The sequence below is a fragment of the Streptomyces sp. NPDC093094 genome, from assembly GCF_044754345.1.
Lineage (GTDB): Bacteria > Actinomycetota > Actinomycetes > Streptomycetales > Streptomycetaceae > Streptomyces.
In genome coordinates, this window is the sequence record NZ_JBIVOX010000002.1 from 138,312 (window position 1) to 161,938 (window position 23,627).

A 23,627-nucleotide genomic window follows, 5' to 3' on the forward strand; every position below is an offset into this window, starting at 1 on the left:
CCCCGGAATTGACCCATGATTCCAGGGCCGGAATGCACCACGTGGCAGGTCTTTCCGCCTCGTAGATTCGACGCATGACGACCTACCAGGTATCCCAGCGCATGAACTTCGCCGCCGTCGCCCCCAAGGTGTTCAAGGCGGTCCTGACCCTCGACGCGGCCGCCCGGCAGGGCATCGACCCGGTCCTGCTGGAGCTGGTCCAGATCCGCGCCTCGCAGATCAACAAGTGCGCGTACTGCATCGACTACCACGCCCGTGACGCCCGCAAGGGCGGTGAGACGGAGGAGCGGATCCACCAGCTCCCGGCCTGGCAGGAGTCGAGCCTGTTCACCGGGAAGGAGCGGGCAGCGCTCGCCCTCACCGAGGCGGTCACCCTGCTGCCGCACGGCGTGCACGACGACGTGTACGAGGAGGCCGCGCGCCACTTCGGCGAGCAGGAACTGGCCCAGCTGATCGCGCTGATCTTCACGGTCAACACGTGGAACCGGATGAACGTCACGACCCGCAAGACCCCGGGGACCCTGTGACCGCCGTCGACTGCGCGGCACCCCCCGTCGGCCGGTCCCCCGTCGGGGCCGGGCGGCCGTCGGGGGCCGGGCGGCCGTCGGGAGGTCTCGCGGTGGAGGGGGTGGCGACCGGGAGCGTGCCGGGGATCGGCGCGGCCCTCACGCTCGCGGCGCTGCCGGCCGGGGCCGTGCGCGCCAGTCGCCGCCGTCGATGAGCCGGCCGCGGGCGCGCAGCTTCACGGCGACGTCGGGTGCGGCGAGATAGACCCAGGCACGGACGGCGGCCCCGTCGGTGTCCCGGGTCACCTCGCGTGCGACGCGCTCGTAGAGGCCGCGCCGCGGGTCCGCGGGGACGTACTCCTCCAACCGGTCGAGCTCGGCGAGGAGTTCGGCGTACGCCTCGGGCCGGGCGGTGACCAGTTCCCCGCTGACCGTTCCACCGGCCGACTCCACGGCGTAGGGGTAGCCCGGACCGTCGTACAGGACGGCCCCGATGAGCCGGGCGGGATCCTCGGCGCGGGTGCGGCCGCGCAGAAGGACGTCGTGGTTGCGCTCACCGGGGCGGAGGGTGCCGTAGACGAAGAAGGGGAGGCGGCGGGGGCTGTCGGGCGTCACAGGAAACGATTCTCTCCTCTCGCCCGCCCCCACGGAATCGCTACGGCCATGACAGGTCCGGGGGTCTCTCGGATCCCGGCCGTCCGCAGCGCGGAACCCGGCCCGGCCGGCGCCTCAGGACCCCGGCGGACCCGCCTACTCCCCGTACGGGTGACGCCGCTTCGCCTCGCGCAGGGCCCGGCCCCACCACGTCAGCTGGTCGAGCATCGTCCTCGCCGCGGCGTCCGGGCCCGTGGGGTCCTTGAGGGCGCCCTCGCCGTCGAAGGAGCCGGCCGCGCCGTGGAAGGAGACCGTGTCACGGACGGTGACGGCGTGGAGTTCGGCGAAGACCTGGCGCAGATGCTCCGTCGCGCGCAGACCGCCGGCCAGTCCGCCGTAGGAGACGAGGGCGACCGGCTTGGCACGCCACTCGGAGTAGTGCCAGTCGATCAGGTTCTTCAGGCCCGCCGGGAAGGAGTGGTTGTACTCGGGGGTGAGGACGACGAAGGCGTCCGCCGCCGCCAGCTTGGGCGTGACCCCGCTCAGCGCGGCGGCCGCCTCCTCGGTGCGGGCCATCGAGGTGGGCAGGTCGGCGCCGGCGACGTCCAGGACGTCGACGGTGAGGTCCTCGCGGGCGCGCACCCGGCCGAGGAGCCAGTCGGCGACGACCGGGCCGAAGCGGCCGTGGCGGTTGCTGCCGACGACGACGGTGACATGGAGAGGGCTCATGGTCTGTGCGGTCATGCGGAACAGGCTGGTACCTCAACCATTGTCGAGGTCAAGCCCCGGCGGCCGGCGGGCGCGCTCACCCGTTCACCCCGCCGCCCTGCGCCCTTCGGGTGTTCTTGTGCGACACACCGTCCCGACCGCCGTGACCTGGCGAAACAGCTCTCACGGGCGGCCCTCGGAAGCCCCGCCCACGGCGTTTCTGACGGCCTTTCAGCAAGCGGGCCGCGCGCACTGCCTTTTACCTCGGAAGAGCAAGGGATGAGCAGGGGCCACCGATGAGCTCGTGAGGAGCGACCGATGCGACGTACCGTCCGGCTGCTGACCGGCGCAGCGCTCGCCGCCGCCGTCACCGGACCGCTCGCCGGGTCCGTGTACGCCGCCGGCGGCACCCGCCTGGAGGTGCACCCGTCGTCGGTGGTGCCGGGCGGGTCGGTCACGGTGGGCACGGCCGCCTGCGGCGACGGCGGTACGGCGGACGGCGACGCCAGCGCGGTCGGCGCCGGCCACTTCACCCTGGCGCCCGGCGGCCACGAGGGCCGGGCGACCGGCCGGTTCGAGGTGCCGCCGAGCGCCCAGCCGGGGACGTACGAGATCGTCGCGCGGTGTTCCCGCGGCGGCCGGGAGGTGCACGGCGACCTCGTCGTGACCCTCACCGCCGTGCAGCCGCGCGGCAGTGTGAAGACGGGGGTCGGTGGCGCTCTGGGCCCCGATCCCGTGCAGACCGCGGCAGGCGTGGCGGCTCTCGCCGTCGCCGCCGCGGGCGGTACCTGGCTCCTGCATCGCCGGGCGAGAGGCGACGGGATCTGACGGACACCCTCCGCTGTCCGTCCGCCGGTACCGCACATCCCCTCCCCCTCCGGGTCCGACCCCCCTCGCGGCCCGGAGGGGGCACGGGGCCCGCACGAGGGGAGGTCCAGGTGCGCAGATACGGCAACGCCGCCATAGCGGCCGGCACCGCCACCGCCCTGTGCACGGGCGCCTGGCTGCTGCACAACGGCACCGCCGTGCACCCCCCGCCGCAGCCGGCCGCCGCCGAGGCCCGCCCGGCCGCCGCCCAGCCGCGCTCCGTGCCCGCTCTGCCGCCCGCCGAGCCCGACCGCATCCGCATCCCCGCGATCCATGTGGACGCGCCCCTAACGGGCCTCGGCCTCACCGCGTCCGGCAGCCTGGACGTGCCGCCCGCCGACCGGCCGGACCTGGCCGGCTGGTACGAGGCCGGCACCACTCCCGGGGAGACCGGCACCGCCGTCGTCGCCGGACACGTGGACAACGCCGACGGCCCGGCCGTCTTCTTCGCGCTGGGCGCCCTGAAGAAGGGCAGCACCATCGAGGTCGACCGGCGCGACGGCGGCACCGCCCGCTTCACCGTCTACGCCGTGGAGGTCTACCAGGCGCGCGACTTCCCCGACGGGAAGGTGTACGGGGCCGCGCCCCGGCCCGAGCTGCGGGTGATCACCTGCGGCGGCGCCTGGTCACGTGCCACCGGCTACCAGGGCAACGTGGTCGTCTTCGCCCGGCTCACCGGCAGCGGACGCTGACCCGCCCAGCAGGTGCTCCTCGCCCCATCGCCCGAGCGGCTCCAGCGCCGTGTTGAGGGTCTCGCCCCGCTCCGTCAGCGAGTACTCCACGCGCGGCGGCACCTCGTCGAACTCCTCGCGGTGCACGATGCCGTCGGCCTCCAGCTCCCGCAGCTGCGCGGCGAGCACCTTCTCCGTCACGCCCGGCAGCCCGCGGCGCAGCTCCCCGAAGCGGTGCGGGCGCACATGCAGCGCCCACAGGACCATCACCTTCCACTTGCCGCCGATCACGTCCATCGCCGCGTCCGTGCCGCAGATGTACGCCCCCGGCCGCCGGCCGACCGCCATGCCCCGTCCTCCCTGCCTGGATGCTTTCGCGGCGGTAACCACCCACTGTGAAGTACGTACTTGAGCAGGTCGTCCCCCCGGACGAGCCTAGTCGGCATGACAGCGAACACACCGACCCCGGTCACCGTCCTCGGCACCGGCGCCATGGGCAGCGCCCTCGCCCGGGCCTGGCTCGCCGCCGGGCACCCCGTCACCGTCTGGAACCGCACCCCCGCCCGCACCGAGGCGCTCGCCGCCGGGGGAGCCGCCGTCGCCGGGAGCGCGGCAGAGGCCGTCGCCGCCGGCCGGCTGGTGATCGTCTGCCTGCTCGACGACTCCTCGGTCGGTGAGGCGCTGGAGCACGCCTCGCTGTCCGGACGGGACGTCGTGAACCTCACCACCGGCACACCCGCGCAGGGCCGGGCCCGGGCGGTCTGGGCCGAGGCGCGCGGCGCCCGTTTCCTGGACGCCGGCATCATGGCCGTCCCGCCGATGATCGCCGACCCCTCCTCCGGGGCGTACGTGTTCTACAGCGGGTCGGCCGAACTGTTCCGGGAGCACCGGGACACCCTCGCCGTACCGGCCGGGGCGACCTTCGTCGGCACCGATCCGGGCTTCGCCGCGCTGCACGACGTGGCGCTGCTCAGCGCCATGAGCGGCATGTTCGCCGGGGTCTTCCACGCCTTCGCCCTGGTGCGCCGCGAGGACATCGCGCCCAGGGAGTTCGCGCCGCTGCTCCAGGGCTGGCTCACCGCGATGGCGGGCCTGGTGCACAGGACGGCGGACCAGCTGGAGAGCGGGGACTACGCCAAGGACGTCGTCTCCAACGCGGCCATGCAGGCGGCGGGCAACGCCACGCTGCTGCGCACGGCCCAGGAGCAGGGCGTCAGCCCCGAGCTGCTGACGCCGTACATGGCGCTGATGGACCGGCTGGTCGCCGAGGGGCGGGGCGCCCAGGACACGACGGGCATGATCGACCTCCTGGCCGGGCGCCCGGCTGCTTCCTGACGCCGACCACCGGCGCGTACAGGCTGCCGCCCTGCGGATCGACGACCGGCCAGGTGTCACCCGCGCGCACCGGCTGCGCGCCGGTGCCGAACGCCCGGTGTGCCTCGCGGACGAGGACGCCGTCGGTGGTGCGCCGGCCGTCGGCCGCGGTGAAGGTCCACAGCTTCTGGTTCCTGCCGAGGGCGGCGGCCTCCCCCGGGCCCGCGGCGGTCAGCGACTCGACGCCGATGCCCAGGTCCGTGTGCCGCAGCCGGCGGCCGTCGCGCAGGGCGAAGGCGGCGACGCGTCCGGCGCCGTCGGCGCCGGAAGCCTGTCCCGGACGGATCAGGCCGGCCACTGCTCGTACGCCAGCTTCGCCACCAGCGTGAACACCACCGTCAGCAGCACGATCCGCACGAAGCCGCTGCCCTTCTTCAGCGCGGTGCGCGCGCCCAGCGTGCCGCCCGCCAGATTGAACAGGGCCATCAGCGCGGCCGGCTGCCACAGCACCGCGCCCTGCCAGGCGAACATCGCGAGCGCGCCGGCGTTGGTGCAGCAGTTGACGATCTTGGCGGTGGCGGAAGCGGCCACCAGGTCCAGACGGAGCACGGCGGTCAGCGCGAGGACCAGGAACGTGCCGGTGCCGGGGCCGATCAGCCCGTCGTAGAAGCCGATGCCGAGGCCGGCCAGACCGATCGCGGCCAGCACCCTGCGGCGGGTCACCGGACCGGATGCCGGGGCGGTGCCGAAGCCCGGCCGGAAGATCACGAAGGCCGCCACGGCCAGCAGCACCACCATGATCACCGGCTTGAGCACCTCCGTGCTCATCCCGGCCGCGAAGAACGCCCCCGCCGACGACCCGGCGAGCGCCGCGAGGCCGATCCGCACGGCGGTGCGCACATCGACCGGGGCCCTGCGGGCGTAGGTCACGGCAGCGCCCGTGGTGCCGACGATCGCCACGGCCTTGTTCGTGCCCAGCGCGTGGGCGGCCGGGGTGCCGCCCGGCAGCCCCAGCAGCAGCGCGGGCAGGAGCAGCAGGCCGCCGCCGCCCACCACGGCGTCGATCCATCCGGCCGCGAGGGCGGCCAGGCACAGCAGGGCGATCATGGCGAGCGATATGTCGGGCACGACCGTGACCCTAAGGGACGGGATACATGCCCTGTCCATGCAGTTCCGTGAGTTCTGAGCGTCCTCTGAGGTTCGGCCCGGTCCCCTCACACAGGCACCGTACGGGCGCTGAGGGCAGCGTTCCTCCCGGGAAACAGACGTGATGCGGTCGGGTAACACCCGCACCGCACGCTCGACGGCATGACCTCGAAATCGCGTGTGGTGGTGATCGGCACCGGTCTGGCGGGCGTACGGCTCGCCCGGCGGCTGGCCGAGCTCGGCACGCCCGCGCTGCTCGTCGGCGAGGAGGAGCACCGGCCCTACAACCGGGTGCTGCTCGCCGAGGTGCTCGCCGGACGGTACAGCCCCGATGTGATCGCGCTGCCCGCCCCGGCGGAGCTGGTCCGCGCCCGGGTGACCGGGATCGACCGCGCGTCCCGCACCCTGGCGTGCGCGGACGGCTCCGAGATCGCATACGACACGCTGGTCCTGGCCACCGGCTCCAACCCGGTGCTGCCGCCGCTGCGGGGCCTGTTCACACCCGATCACGTGCTGCCCGAGGGAGTGCACGCCTTCCGCACCATGGACGACTGCCTGGGCCTGTCCAAGGCGGTACGCCCCGGAGTGCGGGCCGTCGTCATCGGCGGCGGGCTGCTCGGTGTGTCCGCCGCCCGCGCCCTCGCCCTGCGCGGCGCCCAGGTGGTGCTGGCCCAGCAGTCCGAGCGGCTGATGGAGAACCAGCTCGACCCGGCCGCCTCCGGGCTGGTCCACCGGCACCTGACCGGCCTCGGCGTCGAGGTGCACACCGAGTGCCGGGTGCGTGACGTGCGCTGCGTCGGCGGCGCGGTCCGCTCGGTGGAGATGGCCGACGGATACGCCCTCGACGCCGACCTCGTCGTCCTGGCCTGCGGCGTCCACCCGCGTGCCGGGCTCGCCAAGGACGCCGGGCTCTCCGTCCGCAAGGGCGTCGTGGTCGACGACGAACTGCGCACCAGCGACCCGGACATCCACGCGATCGGCGACTGCGCCCAGCACGACGGCGAGGTGTACGGCCTCGCGGCCCCCGCCCTGGAACAGGCCGAGGTGCTCGCGGAGCTGCTCGCCGGCCGGTCCGGCGCCCGCTACCGGGGCACCCGTTCCCTGACCCGGCTCACCCTCACCGGCCTCGACCTCGCCGCGTTCGGCGAGACCGTGCCGCGGCCCGGCGACGACGTCGTCCAGCTGGCCGACGCCACGCGCGGCACCTATCGCAAGGTCGTCGTCCGCGACGACCGCCTGGTCGGCGGGGTCCTCGTCGGCGAACTCGGCACCGTCGGCGCGCTGGCGCGCGCCTGGGAGGGAGCAGAGCCGCTCCCCGACGACGGCCCTCTGCTCCACCTGCTCACCAACGATGGAGGCTCCTGAATGACCGCCGCCCCGGGGGCCACCCCCACTCCCACGATCGTGCTCGTCGGCCACGGCATGGTCGGCCAGCGGTTCCTCGAATCGCTCGCCGAGCGCGGCCTGACCGCGAACCACCGTGTGGTGGTGCTGTGCGAGGAGCCGCGCCCGGCGTACGACCGCGTGCACCTCACCTCGTACTTCTCGGGCACCTCGCCCGAGGAACTCTCCATGACCGACGGGGAGTTCATCAAGGACAACGGCATCGAGCTGCACCTCGGCGACCCGGCCGAGACGATCGACCGCGAGGCCAAGCGGGTCACCGCCCGCTCGGGCCTGGTCGTCGACTACGACTACCTGGTGCTGGCCACCGGCTCCTACCCGTTCGTGCCGCCCGTGCCGAACAAGGACGCCGCCGGCTGCTTCGTGTACCGCACCATCGAGGACCTGCTGGCGATCGAGGAGTACGCGAAGAACATCACCACCGGTGCCGTGGTCGGCGGCGGTCTGCTGGGCCTGGAGGCCGCGGGCGCCCTCAAGGGCCTCGGGCTGGACAGCCACATCGTGGAGTTCGCCCCCCGTCTGATGCCGGTCCAGGTCGACGAGGGCGGCGGCGCCGCCCTGCTGCGCACCATCGAGGGCATGGGCCTGACGGTGCACACGGGCGTGGGCACGCAGGAGATCCTGGTCGGCCCCGAGGGCGCCGTCACCGGGATGAAGCTCTCCGACGGCTCCGAACTCGCCGTCGACATGGTCGTGTTCAGCGCCGGTGTCCGCCCCCGCGACCAGCTCGCCCGGGAGAGCGGTCTGGCGGTCGGCGAGCGCGGCGGCATCAGCGTCGACGAGCAGTGCCGCACGCTCACCGACCCGAGCGTGTTCGCGATCGGCGAGTGCGCGCTGGCCGCCGACGGCCGGGTGTACGGCCTGGTCGCCCCCGGCTACGAGCAGGCGAAGACCGCGGCCGCCACCATCGCCGCCGACGAGGCGTCCTTCACCGGCGCCGACCTGTCGACCAAGCTGAAGCTGCTCGGCGTGGACGTGGCGTCCTTCGGCGACGCGCACGGCGCCGCCGAGAACTCCCTGGACGTCGTCTACTCCGACTCCCGCTCCGGCCTGTACAAGAAGCTGGTCATCGCGAGCGACGGCACCCTGCTCGGCGGCATCCTGGTCGGCGACGCGGAGGCGTACGGCACGCTGCGCGCGCTGACCGGCACGATCCCGCCGATCGCGCCGGAGAGCCTGGTGCTGCCGGCCGGCGCGGGCGAGGCCGTCCAGCTCGGCCCGTCCGCCCTGCCGGACGAGGCGATCATCTGCTCCTGCCACAACGTCACCAAGGGCCAGATCCGCGGCGCGGTCACCGACCACCAGTGCACGTCCGTGCCCGAGGTGAAGAAGTGCACCAAGGCCGGCACCGGCTGCGGCAGCTGCATCAAGGTCCTCGGCCAGCTCGTGGACGCCGAGCTGGAGGCGAGCGGCGTCGAGGTCGACAAGGGCCTGTGCGGCGACTTCTCCCAGACCCGCGAGGAGCTGTACGAGATCGTCCTGGCCCTGCGGATCAACACCTACCAGGAGCTGCTCGACCGCTACGGCCGCGAGAGCGCCCGCGGCGGCGACGGCTGCGAGATCTGCAAGCCGACGGTCGGCTCGATCATCGCCTCCCTCGCCCCGACGATCGGCGCGAGCGGCTACGTCCTGGACGGCGAGCAGGCCACGCTCCAGGACAGCAACGACCACTTCCTGGCCAACCTCCAGAAGAACGGCTCGTACTCCGTCGTCCCGCGGATCGCCGGCGGTGAGATCACCCCGGAGAAGCTGATCGTGATCGGCGAGATCGCCCGGGACTTCGGCCTCTACACGAAGATCACCGGAGGTCAGCGGATCGACCTCTTCGGTGCCCGCGTCGAACAGCTGCCGCTGATCTGGACCCGGCTGGTGGACGCCGGCTTCGAGTCCGGCCACGCCTACGGCAAGGCGCTGCGCACGGTGAAGTCCTGTGTCGGCTCGACCTGGTGCCGCTACGGCCAGCAGGACTCGGTCCGCATGGCCATCGACCTGGAGCTGCGCTACCGGGGCCTGCGCTCCCCGCACAAGCTGAAGTCGGCGGTGTCGGGCTGCGCCCGCGAGTGCGCGGAGGCCCAGTCGAAGGACTTCGGCATCATCGCCACCTCCAACGGCTGGAACCTCTACGTCGGCGGCAACGGCGGCGCCACCCCCCGGCACGCGGACCTGCTCGCGCAGGACCTCTCCGACGCCGAACTGATCCGTCTGACCGACCGGTTCCTGATGTTCTACATCCGCACCGCGGACCGGCTGGAGCGCACCTCGACCTGGCTGGAGCGGATCCCGGGCGGCCTGGACCACGTCCGTGACGTGGTCGTGGAGGACTCCCTCGGCATCTGCGAGGAACTGGAGTCGCTGATGGCCGACCACGTCGCGAACTACCGCGACGAATGGGCCGAGACCATCAAGGACCCGGAGAAGCTCGCCCGGTTCGTGTCCTTCGTGAACGCGCCCGACACCCCCGACCCGGTCGTCGGCTTCGTCCCCGAGCGGGACCAGATGAAGCCGGACCTCCCGCTGCTCACCATCGGCCACCGTCCCCTGGAAGGAAGCGCCCAGCGATGACCCTGGCACCCGAGACGACCGACCTGAAGGTCCAGATCCAGCTCGCCGACAGCTGGCTGACGGTCTGCGACCTGAGCCGGCTGCTGCCGGGCCGGGGCGTGGCCGCGCTGCTCCCCGACGGCGAGCAGGCCGCCCTGTTCCGCGACCGGTCCGGACGGCTGTACGCCATCGGCAACCGTGACCCGTTCAACGGCGCGGCCGTCCTCTCCCGCGGCCTGACCGGCACGCACGAGGGCCGTGTCTATGTGGCGTCCCCGCTCCTGAAGCAGCGCTTCGACCTGGAGACGGGCGTCTGCCTGGACGACGACTCGGTCCGTGTGACGACGTACGAGGTCCGCACCGCCTGACCCGTCCGCCCCGTGACGCGAGGCGCGCACCCGATGCCGACCGGGTGCGCGCCTCGCCGTGCTCAGCCGTGCTCCGCCGTGCCTCGGCGGGGTGCCCCTCTCAGCCGACCCGGCCGTAGGTGCCGTGGGCCTCCGGGGCGGGCCGGTCGTCCAGATAGAACCACTCCGAGGTGGGCCCGGGGACCGGCGGCGCGGGCGGCGGCGGGGAGAGGGGTTCCGGGGGAAGCGGCGAGGAGGCGGGGACCGGCGCCGTTCCGGCACCCTCGGCGCCCGGTGGCTCCGTCCCGTCCCCCGGGCCGGTCCCGGCCCGCCCCGTCCCGTGCCCTGCGCCGGTCCCGGCCCGCCCCGTCCCGTGCCCCGGACGCGGCGTCCCGTACCCGGCCCGCGGCATGCCGGCCGCTGCCCCGTCCCCCGGACCCGGCGCCCCGGCCGTCTCCGCCCGCGGCGTCCCGGCCGCGCCTTGCGGGGCCTCGGCGTCCGATGCCCGCCCCTCGGACGCCGTCCGCGGCAGCTCCGCCTCCACGTGGCGTCCCGCGGAGCGCTGTTCGGCCGTGAACTCGTCGATCTGGGTGCGGCAGGCGTGGTCCAGATGGGTCACTCCGCTCAGGTCCAGGCGGATGCGGGGCCGGCCGGAGGCGGCGGCCTGCTCCAGGCCCTCGATCAGCCGGGGCAGCCGCAGGAACGTGGCGTTGCCCGCCACGACGAGCTCGGCGGTGTCGTCCCCGGTACGCAGCCGTACGACGACCTGGGACATACGCAGCGCGGCCAGCACCACGCCCGCCAGGAGCCCGACGAGCACGCCCTCCAGCAGCGCGGTGACGGTGATGACCGTGGTGGTGAGCGTCATGACCGCGAACTCGGCCCGGTCGGCCCGCCACATCTTCGGGAACTCCTGCGGCGCGAACAGCTTCCAGCCGCTGTGCACGAGCACCCCGGCGAGCACCGAGATCGGGATCAGCGCCAGGACCTGGGGCAGCAGCAGCGCGAACGCCAGCAGCCACAGCCCGTGCAGGGTGCGGGAGATCCGGGTCTTCGCCCCGGCCTGGACGTTCGCCGAGCTGCGGGCGACGACAGCCGTGACGGGCAGCGCGCCGAGCAGTCCGGCAAGCGTGTTCCCGACGCCCTGGGCGACCAGTTCGGTGTCGTACCGCGTGCGCGGTCCGCTGTGCATCCGGTCCACGGCCGCCGCGGTGAACAGGCTCTCCGCCGACGCGATCACCGTGAAGGTGAGGACGGCGGAGAGGATCCCGGCGTCCGCGAGAAGCGCGAACTGCTCCGGTCCCGGTATGTCGACCGCGTCCGCGAGGTCGCCGACCCGGAGCGTGCGCACCTCCACACCCGGCAGCGCGGCGACCCCGATGCCGAGGCCGACGGCGACGAGGGCCGCGGGGATCCTGCGGACCGGGCCCGGCACCTTGCTCCAGACGAAGCTGAGCACGATGGTGACGACACCGAGGGCCGCCGCGATCGCCGCCTGCGGATCGGACGCGACCCCGGCCGCCAGCCCGGGGACACCCGCGATGTTCTCGACCGGCGTCCCCGGGGCTTTCGCGTCGGACATCGGGTACAACTGGCCGAACATCAGGGGCAGTCCGATGCCGGCGAGCATGCCCTGCACGACGGCGAGGGAGATCGCCTGGAACATCCGGCCGAGCCGCACCACCCCGAGCACGGTCTGCAGCACGCCGGTGCCCAGGACGATCACCCCGAGCGCCGCGATCCCGTGCTCGGCCACGGTCTCCGCCACGAGCGCCGCGAGACCCGCCGCCGGCCCGCTGACCTGGAGGGTGCTGCCCCGCACCGCCCCGACGACGAGCCCGCCGACGACCCCGGAGACGATGCCGAGTTCGGCGGGCACGCCGGAGGCGACGGCCACACCGATGCACAGCGGGAGCGCGACGAGGAAGACGACCAGGGACGCGGTGATCTCGGTGCCGAGGTCGACACGCCCCTTGCCCGGCGTGCCGGTGCTCTTCACGCCGGCGCCCTTCGGGTCCGCGCCCTTCGTCCCCGCCCTCTTCGTGCCCGGGCCGGGCGGGCGTGAGCGGCGCTTCGCGTGCGCCCCGCTCATGAGCCGTGCACCCGGAACAGACCGTCCTCGTCCAGCTCGTGGACGCGACCGGTGTCCACCTCGTAGTACCAGCCGTGCAGACGCAGCCGCCCGGCCTCGGTCTGCCTCCGCACCGCCGGATGCCCGCGCAGGACGGTGAGCTGGTGGCGCACATTGCGCTGGACGACGTCCCGCAGCGCGGGGTCCGAGGGCTGGTCCGCCGCCCCCTCCGGCGCGAGCGCGGGCCGCACCAGCTCCAGCCAGGCGTCCACCCCGGGCAGCCCGGAGAGGTCCGTGCCCTGCCGCAGCGCGCCCATCGCCCCGCAGTGGGAGTGGCCGCAGACGACGACGTCCTGAACGCCCAGCACCTCCAGCGCGTACTCGATGGTGGCGGCCTCGCCGGAGGGTGCCCCCTGCGCGTCGTGGGGCGGCACGATGTTGCCCGCATTCCGCAGCTCGAATATCTCTCCCGGGCGCGCGCCGGTGATGAGCGCGGGAATCACCCGCGAGTCGGAGCAGCTTATGAAGAGAACTCCGGGGAATTGCCCGACGGACAGTTTCCGGTATTCGTCGCCTTCGAATCCCACCCGTCGCTCGAACGACCGGGCGCGGTCCAGCAATGCCTTCATCATGCCTCCAGACACAGGTCCGAACAGGTCCGACGACCGTAGGAGGGCGAAAGACAGAGGAAGGTTAGGGGAACACTAAAGAACCGGACAACAAGCGCTTTCTGAGGGTCATTTCACACTGCGCCGGATTTCCGGCAGGCCACCGGTCATTTCCTTGTAGCGTGTCGAACCCCGTCCCCCATTCATGGAGAGACACGACGCCATGTGCGTACGAGTGCTGCTCATCGAGGACGACGAGACGATCGCCGAGCCGCTCGGCGAAGGGCTGCGGGAGTACGGGCTGACCGTCCGTCATGTCGCGACCGGAGCGGAAGGGCTGCGCGGGCCGTACGGCGATGTCGTGCTGCTGGACCTGGGGCTGCCCGACATGGACGGCATCGACGTGTGCCGGGGCATCCGGCAGGTCTCCGACGTACCGGTGATCATCCTCAGCGCGCGCGGCGAGGAGGCCGACCGGGTGCTGGGCCTGGAGCTGGGCGCCGACGACTACCTGGCGAAGCCGTTCAGCCTCCGGGAGCTGGTGGCCCGCATCCGGGCGGTGCGCCGGCGCCGTCTGCCGCCCCGGGAGACGGCCTACGCGGGCGAGTCGGAGGGCGCCGCGCCCGGCGCGCTCGTCGTGGACCGCCGCACCCGGCAGGTGTGGGTGGGCGAGGAGCAGGTGGCGCTGACACCGAAGGAGTTCGAGCTGCTGGCGCTGCTCGCCGAGGACGCCGGGGCGGTGTACTCCCGTCAGACGATCCTGGACCGGGTCTGGGACGAGCACTACGACGGTCCCACCAAGACCCTGGACGTCCATGTGGCCACGCTGCGCCGCAAGCTGGGCGACCCGGCGTGGATCCGGACGCTGCGCGGGGTCGGTTTCCGCCTCGCGGTGCAGACGCCCGAGCAGGACCGGCCGCGGGGCGCCTCATGACCCGCCGGCTGCTGCTGAGCTACGTCGGCCTGGCGGCGCTCGTCCTGCTGAGCCTGGAGATCCCGCTGGGGATCGTGAACTCCCGGACGGAGCGGGCGCGGATCATCCAGGCGGCCGACGCGCAGGCCGACGCGGTGGCCGCGTACACCGAACTGTCCCTGACCGCCGGCCGGCCCGGCGCCGTGACCGAGCGCGCCGCACGCTGCGCGCGGCGCGTCGGCGGGCAGGTGGTCGTCGTCGGCGCCGGCGGCGGCGTCCTGGCCGCGGCACCCGGTCCGCCGCCCGCGCAGCCGCAGGACATGGCCGCTCTGCGCGATCTGAGGGCGGCCCTGCGCGGCCGGCCCGCCACGGACGTGCGCGTCTCCTGGCTCGGCGGGGTCTCCCATCTGTCGGTGTCCCGGCCGGTCGGCTCCGGCGCGGCCCACGGCGCCGTCCGCATCACGCTGCCGACCGAGGCGGTGAACGCGCGGATCCTGCGGGTGTGGCTGCTGCTGGCTCTGGCGGGCCCCGCCGTTCTCGCCGTGACCGTGGCGGTGGCGTTCGCCTTCGCGCGCTGGGCGGGCCGCCCCATCCGGCGGCTGGAGGAGGCCGCTCACCGGCTCGCCGACGGCGGTCCCGTCCCCGGCGTGCTGGTGCGCTCGGGCCCGCCGGAGGTGCGCAGCCTGGCGGCCGCGTTCAACACGACGGCCGCCCGCCTCCAGCATCTGCTCGCCTCGCAGCGTGCCTTCGCGGGCGAGGCGTCGCACCAGCTGCGGACCCCGCTCGCGGCCCTGCGGCTGCGCCTGGAGAACCTCGAACCGGCCGTGGCCCGCCGTGCCCGGCCCAGTCTCGCCGCCGCCGTCACCGAGACCGACCGGCTGGCCCGGATGATCGAGGACCTGCTGGCCATGGCCCGTCTGGAGGAGGACTCGGTCCTGTCCGGCCCGGTCGACATCGGCGCGGTCTGCGCGGAGCGCCACCGCACCTGGCAGCCGCTGTTCGCCCGCGAGGACGTCTCCCTCGTGCTGTTCGCCGGGAGCGTGGGGCCGGTGCTGGCGCTGCCGGGGGCGGTGGAGCAGATCCTGGACAACCTGCTCTCCAACGCCCTGCGTGCCTCGCCCGCCGGCAGCACGGTCACCATGGAGCTGCGGCTGCACACCCCCGCCCACCGCCCACCGCGGGACAGCCGCCCCTGCTGGGCCGACCTGCATGTCACCGACGAGGGCCCCGGGATGACGGCCGATCAGCGCGACCGCGCCTTCGACCGCTTCTGGCGTGCCCCCGGTGCCCCCAAGGGGGGCGCCGGCCTGGGGCTGTCCCTCGTCCAGCGACTGGCCTGCGCGAGCGGGGGCGAGGTCGCCCTGCGGGAGGCGCCCACCGGCGGCGTGGACGCGGTGGTACGGCTGCTCTCGGCCGGCCCGTCCGGTGCCGAGCCCTGCCCGGGGAAGGCCGGCCGGCCCGGACGCGGGGTGTCCGCGCTGCCCGCGTGACGCCGTCGCGGCTACTCGCAGGCGGCCCCGTCGCCGTCCCGGTCGAGGTGACGGCCGTAGCCGGGCTCACCGGCGTACAGCGGGGCGGCACCGGCGGCGCGGGCCTCGCTGCAGTTGGCGTAGTAGGCGGAGCCGCCCGGGTCGTCGGCGACGGCGGCGGGCGCCGGGTCGGCGGTGACGGTCTCGGTGACCTTGACCTTCACGGTCCGGGTGACGGTCCGCGTGACCGTCACGGCCGGCTCGGGCTCGGCGGCGGCCGGGGTCGCCGTGACCGTGGCGGTCGCGGTGGTGGTGACCGTCGGCGCCGGCGCGGCGGCCAACGGCTTCGCGTCGTCGGCCGCCGTGCCGTCGTCGTCGCCCGCGCCGATCCCGGCGCCGACGAAGAGCGCCAGCGCGAGGGCGGGCAGCACATAGCGCTTACGGGCCCACCGGGGCGGAACGGGCGCCCCGGGAGCCGGGTACGGCGGCGGAGCGGTGTAAGGGTTGGCCATGTCTGCCCCCACGAGTGACACGAGTGAATCGTCAGGCGACGACGTTAGGGCTGCGCTCGCGGACGTGAAGGACTTGTGATGGATTCGTGACGTCCGGTGAGGGATCCGCCGTACAGCGGGGCGTCACGGGTTGGCCATGGAGCGTCAACCGGGCTCCCCTAGGTTCCTCAGCGCACGAACCCGTCGTCTGCCCGACGGCGGGCGGTCACGGCACCCCTTTGGAGTGAGCGTGGAACGTCGTACTCTCCTGCGTGCGGCCGTTCTCGGCGGGTCCGCCGCCGTGTTCGGCGGGACCCTGTCGCGCGGCGCCGCCTACGCGGCCCCGGCCCAGCCCGGCACAGGCCCCTACGGCCCCCTCGGCTCTCCCGACGCCAACGGCATCCGGCTGCCCGCCGGCTTCACCAGCCGGGTCGTCGCCCGATCCGGCCAGACCGTCTCCGGCACCTCCTACACCTGGCACAACGCCCCCGACGGCGGCGCCTGCTACGCCAACGGCACCGGCTGGATCTACGTGTCCAACTCGGAGATCAACCCGAGCGGCGGCGCGAGCGCGGTGCGGTTCTCCTCGACCGGCCAGATCACCGGCGCCTACCGCATCCTCTCCGGCACCCGGCAGAACTGCGCGGGCGGCAGGACTCCGTGGAACACGTGGCTGTCCTGCGAGGAGGTGTCCCTCGGCTACGTCTACGAGACGGACCCCTTCGGGGTGAACGCCGCCGTACGGCGGGACGCGATGGGCCGCTTCAAGCACGAGGCCGCCGCCGCGGACCCGGTGCGCCGGGTGATCTACCTGACCGAGGACGAGACGAACGGCCGGTTCTACCGCTTCGTGCCGGCCACATGGGGCGACCTGTCCTCCGGCACGCTCCAGGTCATGATCGCCGGCAGCGCCACCTCCGGCTCGTTCACCTGGGCGAACGTGCCCGACCCGGACGGTTCCCCGACCACCACCCGCACCCAGGTCTCGGGGTCGAAGTCCTTCAACGGCGGCGAGGGCTGCCACTACGCCGACGACACGGTGTGGTTCACCACCAAGGGCGACAACCGCGTCTGGCAGCTCAACCTCACGTCGAACACCTACGAGCTGGCCTACGACGACTCCCTCGTCTCCGGCACGGCCCCGCTCACCGGCGTCGACAACATCACCGGCTCCGCCTCCGGCGACCTGTACGTCGCCGAGGACGGCGGCACCATGGAGATCTGCCTGATCACGCCGGACGACGTCGTCGCGGCCTTCCTGCGCGTCGACGGCCAGTCCTCCTCGGAGATCACCGGCCCGGCGTTCTCCCCCGACGGCACCCGCCTGTACTTCTCCAGCCAGCGAGGCACCACGGGCTCCTCCTCGGGCGGCATCACGTACGAGGTGACGGGCCCCTTCCGGCCGTAGCCGGGCAACCCGACGATCCCCGATCCGTTGCCCACCCGCACCGCGCCCGGCCCCATCGAGGAGCCGGGCGCGGTTGCCACGGTTCTCAGGACGGTTCACCCCGCCTGCTCAGCCGAGATGGGGCCGAGCACGGTGTTCCAGGAAGTGACGGATACGGAGCCGCTGCGTGTGGTGCATCGGCAGTCGATCGATCTCCTCCGGCTGCACGAACCGCAACTCTGTGGACTCGTCCGAGATCGCAAGGTGGCCACCGACCATGCGAGCGGTGAAACAGACGTTGAACTGTCTGCGCACCTCACCGTCCGAGTAGGCGATGACATGGCGAGGGTCGGTGTACGTGCCCACGAGTCCGGTGATCTCTACGTCCAGACCCGTTTCCTCCTTCACCTCGCGGACGGCCGTTCCCGGGAGCGAGTCGGTCATCTCCATGCCACCACCCGGTAGCGCCCAGAGGTCGTTGTCCCTGCGGCGCTGAAGGAGCACGCGCCCTTCGTCGTCGGTGACCACGGCGGACGCGGCGACCACCAAGCTGTTCGGCTCCGGCGCTGATGGGTCGTCGTAGTACTCGGTCCGTGCCATGGTCACCCTTCTGCGACCGGTGTCGCGCTCTCCCACACCGCGTCGAAGCTACTGGCGTAGGTGTCGAACATGCCGCCCTCTCTGGTGCGCCGGAGATGCCACACGGGAGCACCGTAGGCGTTCACGCCCCACACGTGGGCATTGACCATCACCTGGTCATCCGCACGATAGATCGAGTTGTAGAGCGTGGTGGCGTGGGTCCGCACCTCGATGCCGGACACCCCGGCAAGTGGGCGATAGTGCATGAGGGCGAGTCGGCACCGGGACTCGATCCCGTGGCCGAACTTCTCTTCCGTGCCGCGCTGTCGGACATTGACGCTGTCCGGATCGCCGATCGCGATGCGGACAGCGCACCCGTCGGCAGCCCGTTCTCGCAACAGGTCGTTGAGCCGCGGGTACGCCTCGTGCAGGAAGACGGCGGGGTTCATGGTCTTCGACGACCTGTGGACCGTGGACGGCACGAACCTCGCGCAGTGCGACTCCGACTGCGGCCGGCCCTACGGTCAGGACTGACCACGGCCCGCAGCGTCGCGGCCGGCCTCAACGCGAGGCCGGCCGCGTTCGCCAGGAAGGAGGAAGAGACGTTGTCCGGGTCACCCCCTGAACTGCCGTCCGCGGTGCTCGACGCCCTCATGCCCACGACTTGGCGCCTGGTCGTGAACCGCCGGGGCTCCATGGTCTGGGAGGCGCAAGGCCCCCGGGGCCACCACGCCGTGAAGGTCGGGTATCCGATCGAGGCCACGGCCGACTGGCCCGCGCAGCCCTGGACCGCGCTCGCACCGGCGCGCGAAGGGGCCGTGCTCTGTCGCCTCGGCCTCGATGATCTCGCGTACGGCGAGTGGGAGCGCGGGACGTGGAACTACCAGCCGTGGCGCGAAGGGCCCGATCTGTACCAGCTGTGGGAGCCCTGCCGCAGGCCGGACACGTCCGTCCAGCCGCGCATCAGCGTGGCGCTGGGCTGTGTCGAAGCCCTGGCCGAACTCCACGGCAACGGCTGGGCCCACGGGGATGTGCAGCCCGCCCACTTCATCATCGGGATCGAGCGAACTCACCTCATCGACGTGGCCCTTGCCCGGGGCGGGCACGTGCCCGCGAGGTACGACTTCCCGTTCCGCGGCTGCCTCGTCCACTACGAGGCCCCGGAGATCTCGCGCAGCGTGCTCGCCACGGGGCAGGCGGAACCCACGCAGGAAGCCGACATCTACGCCCTCGGCGCGTCGCTGCTGATCTCCGCCACCGGTTGGCGAGCCGTCGAGTACCCGGACGACGCCCCACGCCCCGTTCAGAGGGAGGCCGTGGCGAGTGGCCGGCGGCGGGACGTGAAGGCACCCGGTGAGCTGGGCGAACTGATCGACGCCATGCTCAGCCATGAACCCGCCGATCGACCGACCGCCCACGAGGCCGGCAAGGCACTGAGCGCCCTCTGACGCCTCACCCGGCGATGAAAACGCCCGAAGGGGCGGCGCCCCCGCACGGGTGCCGCCCCTTCTCCGTGATCCGGAGCCGCCACCGATCGGTACTGAGGGTCGGGGACCGGCGGCGGCTCCGGGGCTCTGCGAGGTCAGCGGTGGTCGCTGCCCTCCGACTGCGAGGCCGCGCGGCCGGCCTCCAGGCGGGCCACCGGGATGCGGAACGGGGAGCAGGAGACGTAGTCCAGACCCACCTCGTGGAAGAAGTGGACCGACTCCGGGTCGCCGCCGTGCTCGCCGCAGACGCCGAGCTTGATGTCGGGACGGGTCTCGCGGCCCGCCTTCGCCGCGGCGGCGACCAGCGCGCCGACGCCGTCCTTGTCGATGGTCTCGAACGGGCTGACGCCGAAGATGCCCTTCTCCAGGTACGCCGTGAAGAACGACGCCTCCACGTCGTCGCGGGAGAAGCCCCACACCGTCTGGGTCAGGTCGTTGGTGCCGAAGGAGAAGAACTCGGCGGCCTCGGCGATCTGACCCGCGGTCACCGCGGCGCGCGGCAGCTCGATCATCGTGCCGATCGACAGTTTGAGCTCGGTGCCGGTGGCGGCCTCGACCTCGGCGATGACCTGGTCGGCCTCCTCGCGGACGAACTCCAGCTCCTGGACGGTGCCGACGAGCGGGATCATGATCTCCGCGCGCGGGTCGCCCTTGGCGTTCTTGCGCTCGGCGGCCGCCTCGGCGATCGCCCGTACCTGCATGGTGAACAGACCGGGGATGACCAGACCGAGGCGTACGCCGCGCAGACCCAGCATCGGGTTCTGCTCGTGCAGCCGGTGCACGGCCTGGAGGAGGCGCAGGTCGTTCTCGTGCGGCTCCTGGCGGGACTCGGCGAGGGCGACCCGCACCGACAGCTCGGTGATGTCGGGCAGGAACTCGTGCAGCGGCGGGTCGAGCAGGCGGACGGTGACGGGCAGGCCGTCCATCGCGGAGAACAGCTCCACGAAGTCCTTCTTCTGCAGCGGCAGCAGCGCCTGGAGGGACTCCTCGCGCTCCTCCTCGGTGTCGGCGAGGATCAGCCGCTCGACCAGCTCGCGCCGGTCGCCGAGGAACATGTGCTCGGTGCGGCACAGGCCGATGCCCTGGGCGCCGAACCGGCGGGCGCGCAGCGCGTCCTCGGCGTTGTCGGCGTTGGCGCGTACGCGCAGGCTGCGCTTGCGGTCGGCGAAGGCCATGATCCGGTGGACGGCCTCGACCAGCTCGTCGGCGTCGTCGGCGCCGGCGTGCATCCGGCCCTCGAAGTACTCCACGACCGGGGACGGGACCACCGGGACCTCGCCCAGGTAGACCTTGCCGGAGGAGCCGTCGATGGAGATCAGGTCGCCCTCCTCGACGACGTGACCGCCCGGCACCGTCATCCGGCGGCGCTTGGTGTCGACCTCCAGCTCCTCGGCGCCGCAGACACAGGTCTTGCCCATGCCGCGCGCGACGACGGCCGCGTGGGAGGTCTTGCCGCCGCGGGAGGTCAGGATGCCCTCGGCCGCGATCATGCCGTCGAGGTCGTCGGGGTTGGTCTCGCGGCGGACGAGGATGACCTTCTCGCCCGAGCGGGACCACTTCACGGCGGTGTAGGAGTCGAAGACCGCCTTGCCGACCGCGGCGCCCGGGGAGGCCGCGATGCCCCGGCCGACCTGCTCGACCTTCGCCTTCTCGTCGAAGCGGGGGAACATCAGCTGGGCGAGCTGGGCGCCGTTGACGCGCTGGAGCGCCTCGGCCTCGTCGATCAGGCCCTGGTCCACCAGCTGGGTCGCGATACGGAAGGCGGCGCCCGCCGTGCGCTTGCCGACGCGGGTCTGGAGCATCCACAGCTGGCCGCGCTCGATGGTGAACTCGATGTCGCAGAGATCCTTGTAGTGGTTCTCCAGGGTCTCCATGATCTGCATCAGCTGGTCGTACGACTTCTTGTCGATCGACTCCAGCTCCGCGAGCGGGACCGTGTTGCGGATACCGGCGACGACGTCCTCGCCCTGCGCGTTCTGGAGGTAGTCGCCGTAGACGCCCTGGTGGCCGGAGGCGGGGTCGCGGGTGAAGGCGACACCGGTGCCGGAGTCGGGGCCGAGGTTGCCGAAGACCATCGAGCAGACGTTGACCGCGGTGCCCAGGTCGTGCGGGATGCGCTCCTGACGGCGGTAGAGCTTGGCGCGGTCGCCGTTCCAGGAGTCGAAGACCGCCTTGATGGCGAGGTCCATCTGCTCGCGCGGGTCCTGCGGGAAGTCCCGGTCGGTCTCCTTCTTCACGATCTTCTTGAAGGTGGTGACCAGCTTCTTGAGGTCGGCGGCCTCCAGGTCGGTGTCGACCGTGACCTTCTTGAGCTCCTTGGCCCGGTCGAGGGCGTCCTCGAAGAGCTCGCCGTCGACGCCGAGGACGGTCTTGCCGAACATCTGGATCAGACGGCGGTAGGAGTCCCAGGCGAACCGGTCGTCGCCGGCCTGCTTGGCCAGACCCTGCACGGACTTGTCCGAGAGTCCGATGTTGAGGACCGTGTCCATCATGCCGGGCATGGAGAACTTGGCACCGGAGCGGACCGACACGAGGAGAGGGTTGTCGGCCTGGCCCAGCTTCTTGCCCATGCGCTGCTCCAGCGCGTCGAGGTGCGCACTCACCTCGTCACGCAGTGCCACCGGCTCCTCGCCACTGTCGAGGTAGACCTTGCACGCCTCGGTGGTGATGGTGAAGCCCGGAGGGACGGGAAGACCCAGGTTGGTCATCTCGGCGAGGTTTGCACCCTTACCGCCGAGAAGATCCTTGAGCTCCTTGTTGCCCTCGGTGAAGTCGTAAACGAACTTTTGAATTTCCGACACGGGTCCCAACTCCTGGAGGACGCGGTGGCTGCCCTGACGGCGAGGAACATACCCAGATCGAAGGCACCTGGGTACGTCCACTCATGCGTCATGCGCCCGTAACCAGCCGTCCGCCACCGGATCGAAAGTCAAGGATTGGCAATCGGACGCGCGTTCTTGTTTTCACTTCTTGAACACACCCTCACCCGCAAGGGGGGTTTCACGCTCAGACGAGCACCCTCCGGCACGTCTGAGTTCGATCGATGAACGATCAAGGGGTGGCACTCAGTGCCACCCCTTGAGGAAGTGCAGTCGCGCTTGATCCGCTCATCTGAGCGCAACCCTTATCAAGGGTGGCGAGAATCACGCTGTCGCGGGCGCTCGGGTACCACCATGCGGACCGCCGTCCGGGACGGGAAACACGCCTGTCACCAGCGTGCCTCACACCCCGAGAGCCCGCAGCCGCTCCTCGGCGCGCTCGGGCGCGTACAGGTGCTCCACGACCAGCGCGCCGGCCCCCACCAGACCCGCCCGCTCCCCCAGCCGCGAGGTGACGATGTCCAGGTGGGCGGTGGAGCGCGACAGCGCCCGCTGGTACAGCAGCTCGCGCACCCCGGTGAGGAACGGCGTCCCCGCGAGGTCGCCGGCGATCATCAGCACGCCCGGGTTGAGCAGCGTCACCACGGTCGCCAGCACCTCCCCCACCAGCCGGCCCGCCTCCCGCGCGAGGCCCACCGCCTCGGGGTGCCCCGCCGCGATCAGGGTGCGCACGTCCGAGCCGGAGGCCGCCGGCACCCCGGCCTCGGCCAGCCGCCGGGCCACCGCGCCCCCGCTCGCCACGGCGGCCAGACAGCCGTAGGAGCCGCAGCGGCACAGCGCCTGGGCGCCCTCCGGCACCCGGATGTGCCCGATGTCCCCGGCGCCGCCGTCGATGCCCCGGTAGACCGAGCCGTCCACCACCACACCCGCGCCTATGCCCGTGGAGACCTTCACCAGCACGAACGCGGAGCAGTCCGGGTGCCCGGTGCGCTGCTCCCCGTACGCCATGAGGTTGGCGTCGTTGTCCACCAGCACCGGGACCTGACCGGAGCCCGTGTGCTCGGTGAACGCCCTGGCCAGCCGGCCTCTTATGTCGTAGCCGTCCCAGCCCGGCATGATCGGCGGCTGCACCACCCGGCCGGTCTCGCTGTCCACCGGACCGGGCACCGCGAGCCCGATGCCGCACACCTCCTCGGCCCGGTGGCCCTCCTTGGCCAGCAGCTCCGCGAACCAGCGGCCCAGCTCGCCGAGCACCGCGTCGGGGCCGTCCTCGATCACCAGCGTGCCGCCCTGCTCGGCGAGGATCTCGCCGGTCAGCGACAGCAGGGCCACACGGGCGTGCCGGGTGTCCAGGTCGGCGGCCAGCACGACCGCGTGCTCCCCGTCGAACTCCAGGGTGATGGAGGGGCGCCCGCCGAGCGGGGAGTCCACCGGACCGCCCGCCCCCTCACGCAGCCAGCCCGCACGGAACAGCCGGTCCAGCCGCTGGCCGACGGTGGCCCGGGACAGACCGGTGACCTGCTGGAGCGCCCCGCGTGTGGTGGCACGGCCGCTGCGCACCAGTTCGAGCAGATCGCCCGCGCTCGCCTGACTTCTGGCAGTCATGCGCACCCCCTTGTGTTTCTCAAGCTTGCATTACATATTGAGTTTTGCGTGTTAAATAGGCGTAACCCTGCGGTAGCCACTGCCGAACCCCTCGGCGGTG

The 23,627-nt window shown here is 72.5% G+C and carries 21 protein-coding genes and 1 pseudogene; 11 read left to right on the forward strand and 11 right to left on the reverse strand.

The genetic code is table 11. The annotated features are described in order from the left end of the window. Window positions 1–74 precede the first annotated feature (74 nt). A complete protein-coding gene (locus tag ACIQGV_RS03480) occupies window positions 75–527 on the forward strand; it encodes a carboxymuconolactone decarboxylase family protein (protein WP_402489829.1) in 453 nt (150 codons plus the stop codon). Window positions 528–665: 138 nt separating this feature from the next. On the opposite strand, the gene ACIQGV_RS03485 is transcribed toward ACIQGV_RS03480, so the two are convergent. Next, window positions 666–1,121 carry a gamma-glutamylcyclotransferase family protein gene (locus ACIQGV_RS03485; protein ID WP_402489831.1) on the reverse strand — a complete coding sequence of 152 codons (456 nt, stop codon included), beginning with the start codon at window positions 1,119–1,121 and terminating at the stop codon, window positions 666–668. A 135-nt stretch (window positions 1,122–1,256) separates the two neighbouring features. Next, on the reverse strand, window positions 1,257–1,844 hold the full coding sequence (locus ACIQGV_RS03490) for an NADPH-dependent FMN reductase (RefSeq protein WP_402489834.1): 588 nt from the start codon (window positions 1,842–1,844) through the stop codon (window positions 1,257–1,259). A gap of 282 nt (window positions 1,845–2,126) precedes the next feature. On the opposite strand from ACIQGV_RS03490, the gene ACIQGV_RS03495 reads away from it, so the two are divergent. After that, a complete protein-coding gene (locus ACIQGV_RS03495; protein WP_402489837.1) occupies window positions 2,127–2,636 on the forward strand; it encodes a hypothetical protein in 510 nt (169 codons plus the stop codon). Between the two features lie 110 nt (window positions 2,637–2,746). Further along, complete coding sequence (locus tag ACIQGV_RS03500; RefSeq protein ID WP_402489840.1) at window positions 2,747–3,367, forward strand: class F sortase; 621 nt, start codon at window positions 2,747–2,749, stop codon at window positions 3,365–3,367. On the opposite strand, the gene ACIQGV_RS03505 is transcribed toward ACIQGV_RS03500, so the two are convergent. Further along, the gene (locus ACIQGV_RS03505) at window positions 3,302–3,694 is read right to left on the reverse strand and encodes a winged helix-turn-helix transcriptional regulator (RefSeq protein WP_402489842.1); all 393 of its coding nucleotides are present in this window, start codon (window positions 3,692–3,694) and stop codon (window positions 3,302–3,304) included. The genes ACIQGV_RS03500 and ACIQGV_RS03505 overlap by 66 nt on opposite strands. A 96-nt stretch (window positions 3,695–3,790) precedes the next feature. Here ACIQGV_RS03505 and ACIQGV_RS03510 point away from each other — a divergent pair, with 96 nt between their 5' ends. Beyond that, a complete protein-coding gene (locus ACIQGV_RS03510; RefSeq protein WP_402489845.1) occupies window positions 3,791–4,681 on the forward strand; it encodes an NAD(P)-dependent oxidoreductase in 891 nt (296 codons plus the stop codon). Between the two features lie 324 nt (window positions 4,682–5,005). Here the strand turns inward: ACIQGV_RS03510 and ACIQGV_RS03515 are convergent, their stop codons facing one another. Continuing rightward, window positions 5,006–5,788 (reverse strand): sulfite exporter TauE/SafE family protein, encoded by a 783-nt coding sequence (locus tag ACIQGV_RS03515; protein ID WP_402489848.1) that lies wholly within the window; start codon window positions 5,786–5,788, stop codon window positions 5,006–5,008. 180 nt (window positions 5,789–5,968) lie between these two features. On the opposite strand from ACIQGV_RS03515, the gene ACIQGV_RS03520 reads away from it, so the two are divergent. The 3 genes from ACIQGV_RS03520 to nirD are packed head-to-tail and all read left to right on the forward strand — an operon-like array spanning window position 5,969 to window position 10,119. Next, window positions 5,969–7,171 (forward strand): NAD(P)/FAD-dependent oxidoreductase, encoded by a 1,203-nt coding sequence (locus ACIQGV_RS03520; RefSeq protein WP_402489851.1) that lies wholly within the window; start codon window positions 5,969–5,971, stop codon window positions 7,169–7,171. Beyond that, entirely contained in the window at window positions 7,172–9,772 is a 2,601-nt protein-coding gene (gene nirB, locus ACIQGV_RS03525) for a nitrite reductase large subunit NirB (protein WP_402489854.1), read from the forward strand. It abuts the gene before it with no gap. Next, a complete protein-coding gene (gene nirD, locus ACIQGV_RS03530) occupies window positions 9,769–10,119 on the forward strand; it encodes a nitrite reductase small subunit NirD (RefSeq protein ID WP_402489857.1) in 351 nt (116 codons plus the stop codon). Before nirB ends, nirD begins: the two co-directional genes overlap by 4 nt. Window positions 10,120–10,219: 100 nt before the next feature. Here nirD and ACIQGV_RS03535 read toward each other — a convergent pair whose 3' ends face one another. Both ACIQGV_RS03535 and ACIQGV_RS03540 read right to left on the reverse strand, forming a co-directional pair. Then, the gene (locus ACIQGV_RS03535; RefSeq protein WP_402489860.1) at window positions 10,220–12,190 is read right to left on the reverse strand and encodes a SulP family inorganic anion transporter; all 1,971 of its coding nucleotides are present in this window, start codon (window positions 12,188–12,190) and stop codon (window positions 10,220–10,222) included. Further along, on the reverse strand, window positions 12,187–12,798 hold the full coding sequence (locus tag ACIQGV_RS03540; RefSeq protein ID WP_402491021.1) for a carbonic anhydrase: 612 nt from the start codon (window positions 12,796–12,798) through the stop codon (window positions 12,187–12,189). The genes ACIQGV_RS03535 and ACIQGV_RS03540 overlap by 4 nt, the downstream gene beginning before the upstream one ends. A gap of 202 nt (window positions 12,799–13,000) precedes the next feature. Between ACIQGV_RS03540 and ACIQGV_RS03545 the strand changes: the two genes are divergently transcribed. Together ACIQGV_RS03545 and ACIQGV_RS03550 are read left to right on the forward strand one after the other, a co-directional pair. Then, window positions 13,001–13,711 (forward strand): response regulator transcription factor, encoded by a 711-nt coding sequence (locus tag ACIQGV_RS03545; RefSeq protein WP_402489863.1) that lies wholly within the window; start codon window positions 13,001–13,003, stop codon window positions 13,709–13,711. Continuing rightward, window positions 13,708–15,180, forward strand: coding sequence for a sensor histidine kinase (locus ACIQGV_RS03550; RefSeq protein ID WP_402489866.1), 1,473 nt, complete (start codon window positions 13,708–13,710; stop codon window positions 15,178–15,180). The genes ACIQGV_RS03545 and ACIQGV_RS03550 overlap by 4 nt, the downstream gene beginning before the upstream one ends. 11 nt (window positions 15,181–15,191) lie before the next feature. Here ACIQGV_RS03550 and ACIQGV_RS03555 read toward each other — a convergent pair whose 3' ends face one another. Then, the gene (locus ACIQGV_RS03555; RefSeq protein ID WP_402489868.1) at window positions 15,192–15,671 is read right to left on the reverse strand and encodes an excalibur calcium-binding domain-containing protein; all 480 of its coding nucleotides are present in this window, start codon (window positions 15,669–15,671) and stop codon (window positions 15,192–15,194) included. A 229-nt stretch (window positions 15,672–15,900) separates the two neighbouring features. Here ACIQGV_RS03555 and ACIQGV_RS03560 point away from each other — a divergent pair, with 229 nt between their 5' ends. Beyond that, window positions 15,901–17,058, forward strand: a complete 1,158-nt coding sequence (locus ACIQGV_RS03560) for an alkaline phosphatase PhoX (RefSeq protein WP_402489871.1) — start codon at window positions 15,901–15,903, stop codon at window positions 17,056–17,058. Between the two features lie 108 nt (window positions 17,059–17,166). Here the strand turns inward: ACIQGV_RS03560 and ACIQGV_RS03565 are convergent, their stop codons facing one another. Beyond that, the gene (locus ACIQGV_RS03565) at window positions 17,167–17,637 is read right to left on the reverse strand and encodes an NUDIX domain-containing protein (protein WP_402489874.1); all 471 of its coding nucleotides are present in this window, start codon (window positions 17,635–17,637) and stop codon (window positions 17,167–17,169) included. A 2-nt stretch (window positions 17,638–17,639) separates the two neighbouring features. Further along, window positions 17,640–18,056: pseudogene (locus tag ACIQGV_RS03570) on the reverse strand (XRE family transcriptional regulator); the annotation flags it as partial. A 165-nt stretch (window positions 18,057–18,221) separates the two neighbouring features. Here ACIQGV_RS03570 and ACIQGV_RS03575 point away from each other — a divergent pair. Continuing rightward, window positions 18,222–19,064: a protein kinase gene (locus ACIQGV_RS03575; RefSeq protein WP_402489877.1), complete on the forward strand. Its 843-nt coding sequence runs from the start codon at window positions 18,222–18,224 to the stop codon at window positions 19,062–19,064. A gap of 134 nt (window positions 19,065–19,198) precedes the next feature. Here ACIQGV_RS03575 and ppdK read toward each other — a convergent pair whose 3' ends face one another. Continuing rightward, window positions 19,199–21,904, reverse strand: a complete 2,706-nt coding sequence (gene ppdK / locus ACIQGV_RS03580; protein WP_402489879.1) for a pyruvate, phosphate dikinase — start codon at window positions 21,902–21,904, stop codon at window positions 19,199–19,201. 420 nt (window positions 21,905–22,324) lie between these two features. Then, window positions 22,325–23,527, reverse strand: a complete 1,203-nt coding sequence (locus ACIQGV_RS03585; protein ID WP_402489882.1) for an ROK family protein — start codon at window positions 23,525–23,527, stop codon at window positions 22,325–22,327. Window positions 23,528–23,627 lie beyond the last annotated feature (100 nt).

Coding starts and splice junctions, on each gene's coding strand:
- ACIQGV_RS03480 (WP_402489829.1), top strand. CDS start 75: ATGACGACCTACCAGGTATCCCAGCGCATGAACTTCGCCGCCGTCGCC.
- ACIQGV_RS03490 (WP_402489834.1), bottom strand. CDS start 1,844: ATGACCGCACAGACCATGAGCCCTCTCCATGTCACCGTCGTCGTCGGC.
- ACIQGV_RS03495 (WP_402489837.1), top strand. CDS start 2,127: ATGCGACGTACCGTCCGGCTGCTGACCGGCGCAGCGCTCGCCGCCGCC.
- ACIQGV_RS03505 (WP_402489842.1), bottom strand. CDS start 3,694: ATGGCGGTCGGCCGGCGGCCGGGGGCGTACATCTGCGGCACGGACGCG.
- ACIQGV_RS03510 (WP_402489845.1), top strand. CDS start 3,791: ATGACAGCGAACACACCGACCCCGGTCACCGTCCTCGGCACCGGCGCC.
- ACIQGV_RS03520 (WP_402489851.1), top strand. CDS start 5,969: ATGACCTCGAAATCGCGTGTGGTGGTGATCGGCACCGGTCTGGCGGGC.
- nirB (WP_402489854.1), top strand. CDS start 7,172: ATGACCGCCGCCCCGGGGGCCACCCCCACTCCCACGATCGTGCTCGTC.
- nirD (WP_402489857.1), top strand. CDS start 9,769: ATGACCCTGGCACCCGAGACGACCGACCTGAAGGTCCAGATCCAGCTC.
- ACIQGV_RS03535 (WP_402489860.1), bottom strand. CDS start 12,190: ATGAGCGGGGCGCACGCGAAGCGCCGCTCACGCCCGCCCGGCCCGGGC.
- ACIQGV_RS03540 (WP_402491021.1), bottom strand. CDS start 12,798: ATGAAGGCATTGCTGGACCGCGCCCGGTCGTTCGAGCGACGGGTGGGA.
- ACIQGV_RS03545 (WP_402489863.1), top strand. CDS start 13,001: ATGTGCGTACGAGTGCTGCTCATCGAGGACGACGAGACGATCGCCGAG.
- ACIQGV_RS03550 (WP_402489866.1), top strand. CDS start 13,708: ATGACCCGCCGGCTGCTGCTGAGCTACGTCGGCCTGGCGGCGCTCGTC.
- ACIQGV_RS03555 (WP_402489868.1), bottom strand. CDS start 15,671: ATGGCCAACCCTTACACCGCTCCGCCGCCGTACCCGGCTCCCGGGGCG.
- ACIQGV_RS03565 (WP_402489874.1), bottom strand. CDS start 17,637: ATGGCACGGACCGAGTACTACGACGACCCATCAGCGCCGGAGCCGAAC.
- ACIQGV_RS03585 (WP_402489882.1), bottom strand. CDS start 23,527: ATGACTGCCAGAAGTCAGGCGAGCGCGGGCGATCTGCTCGAACTGGTG.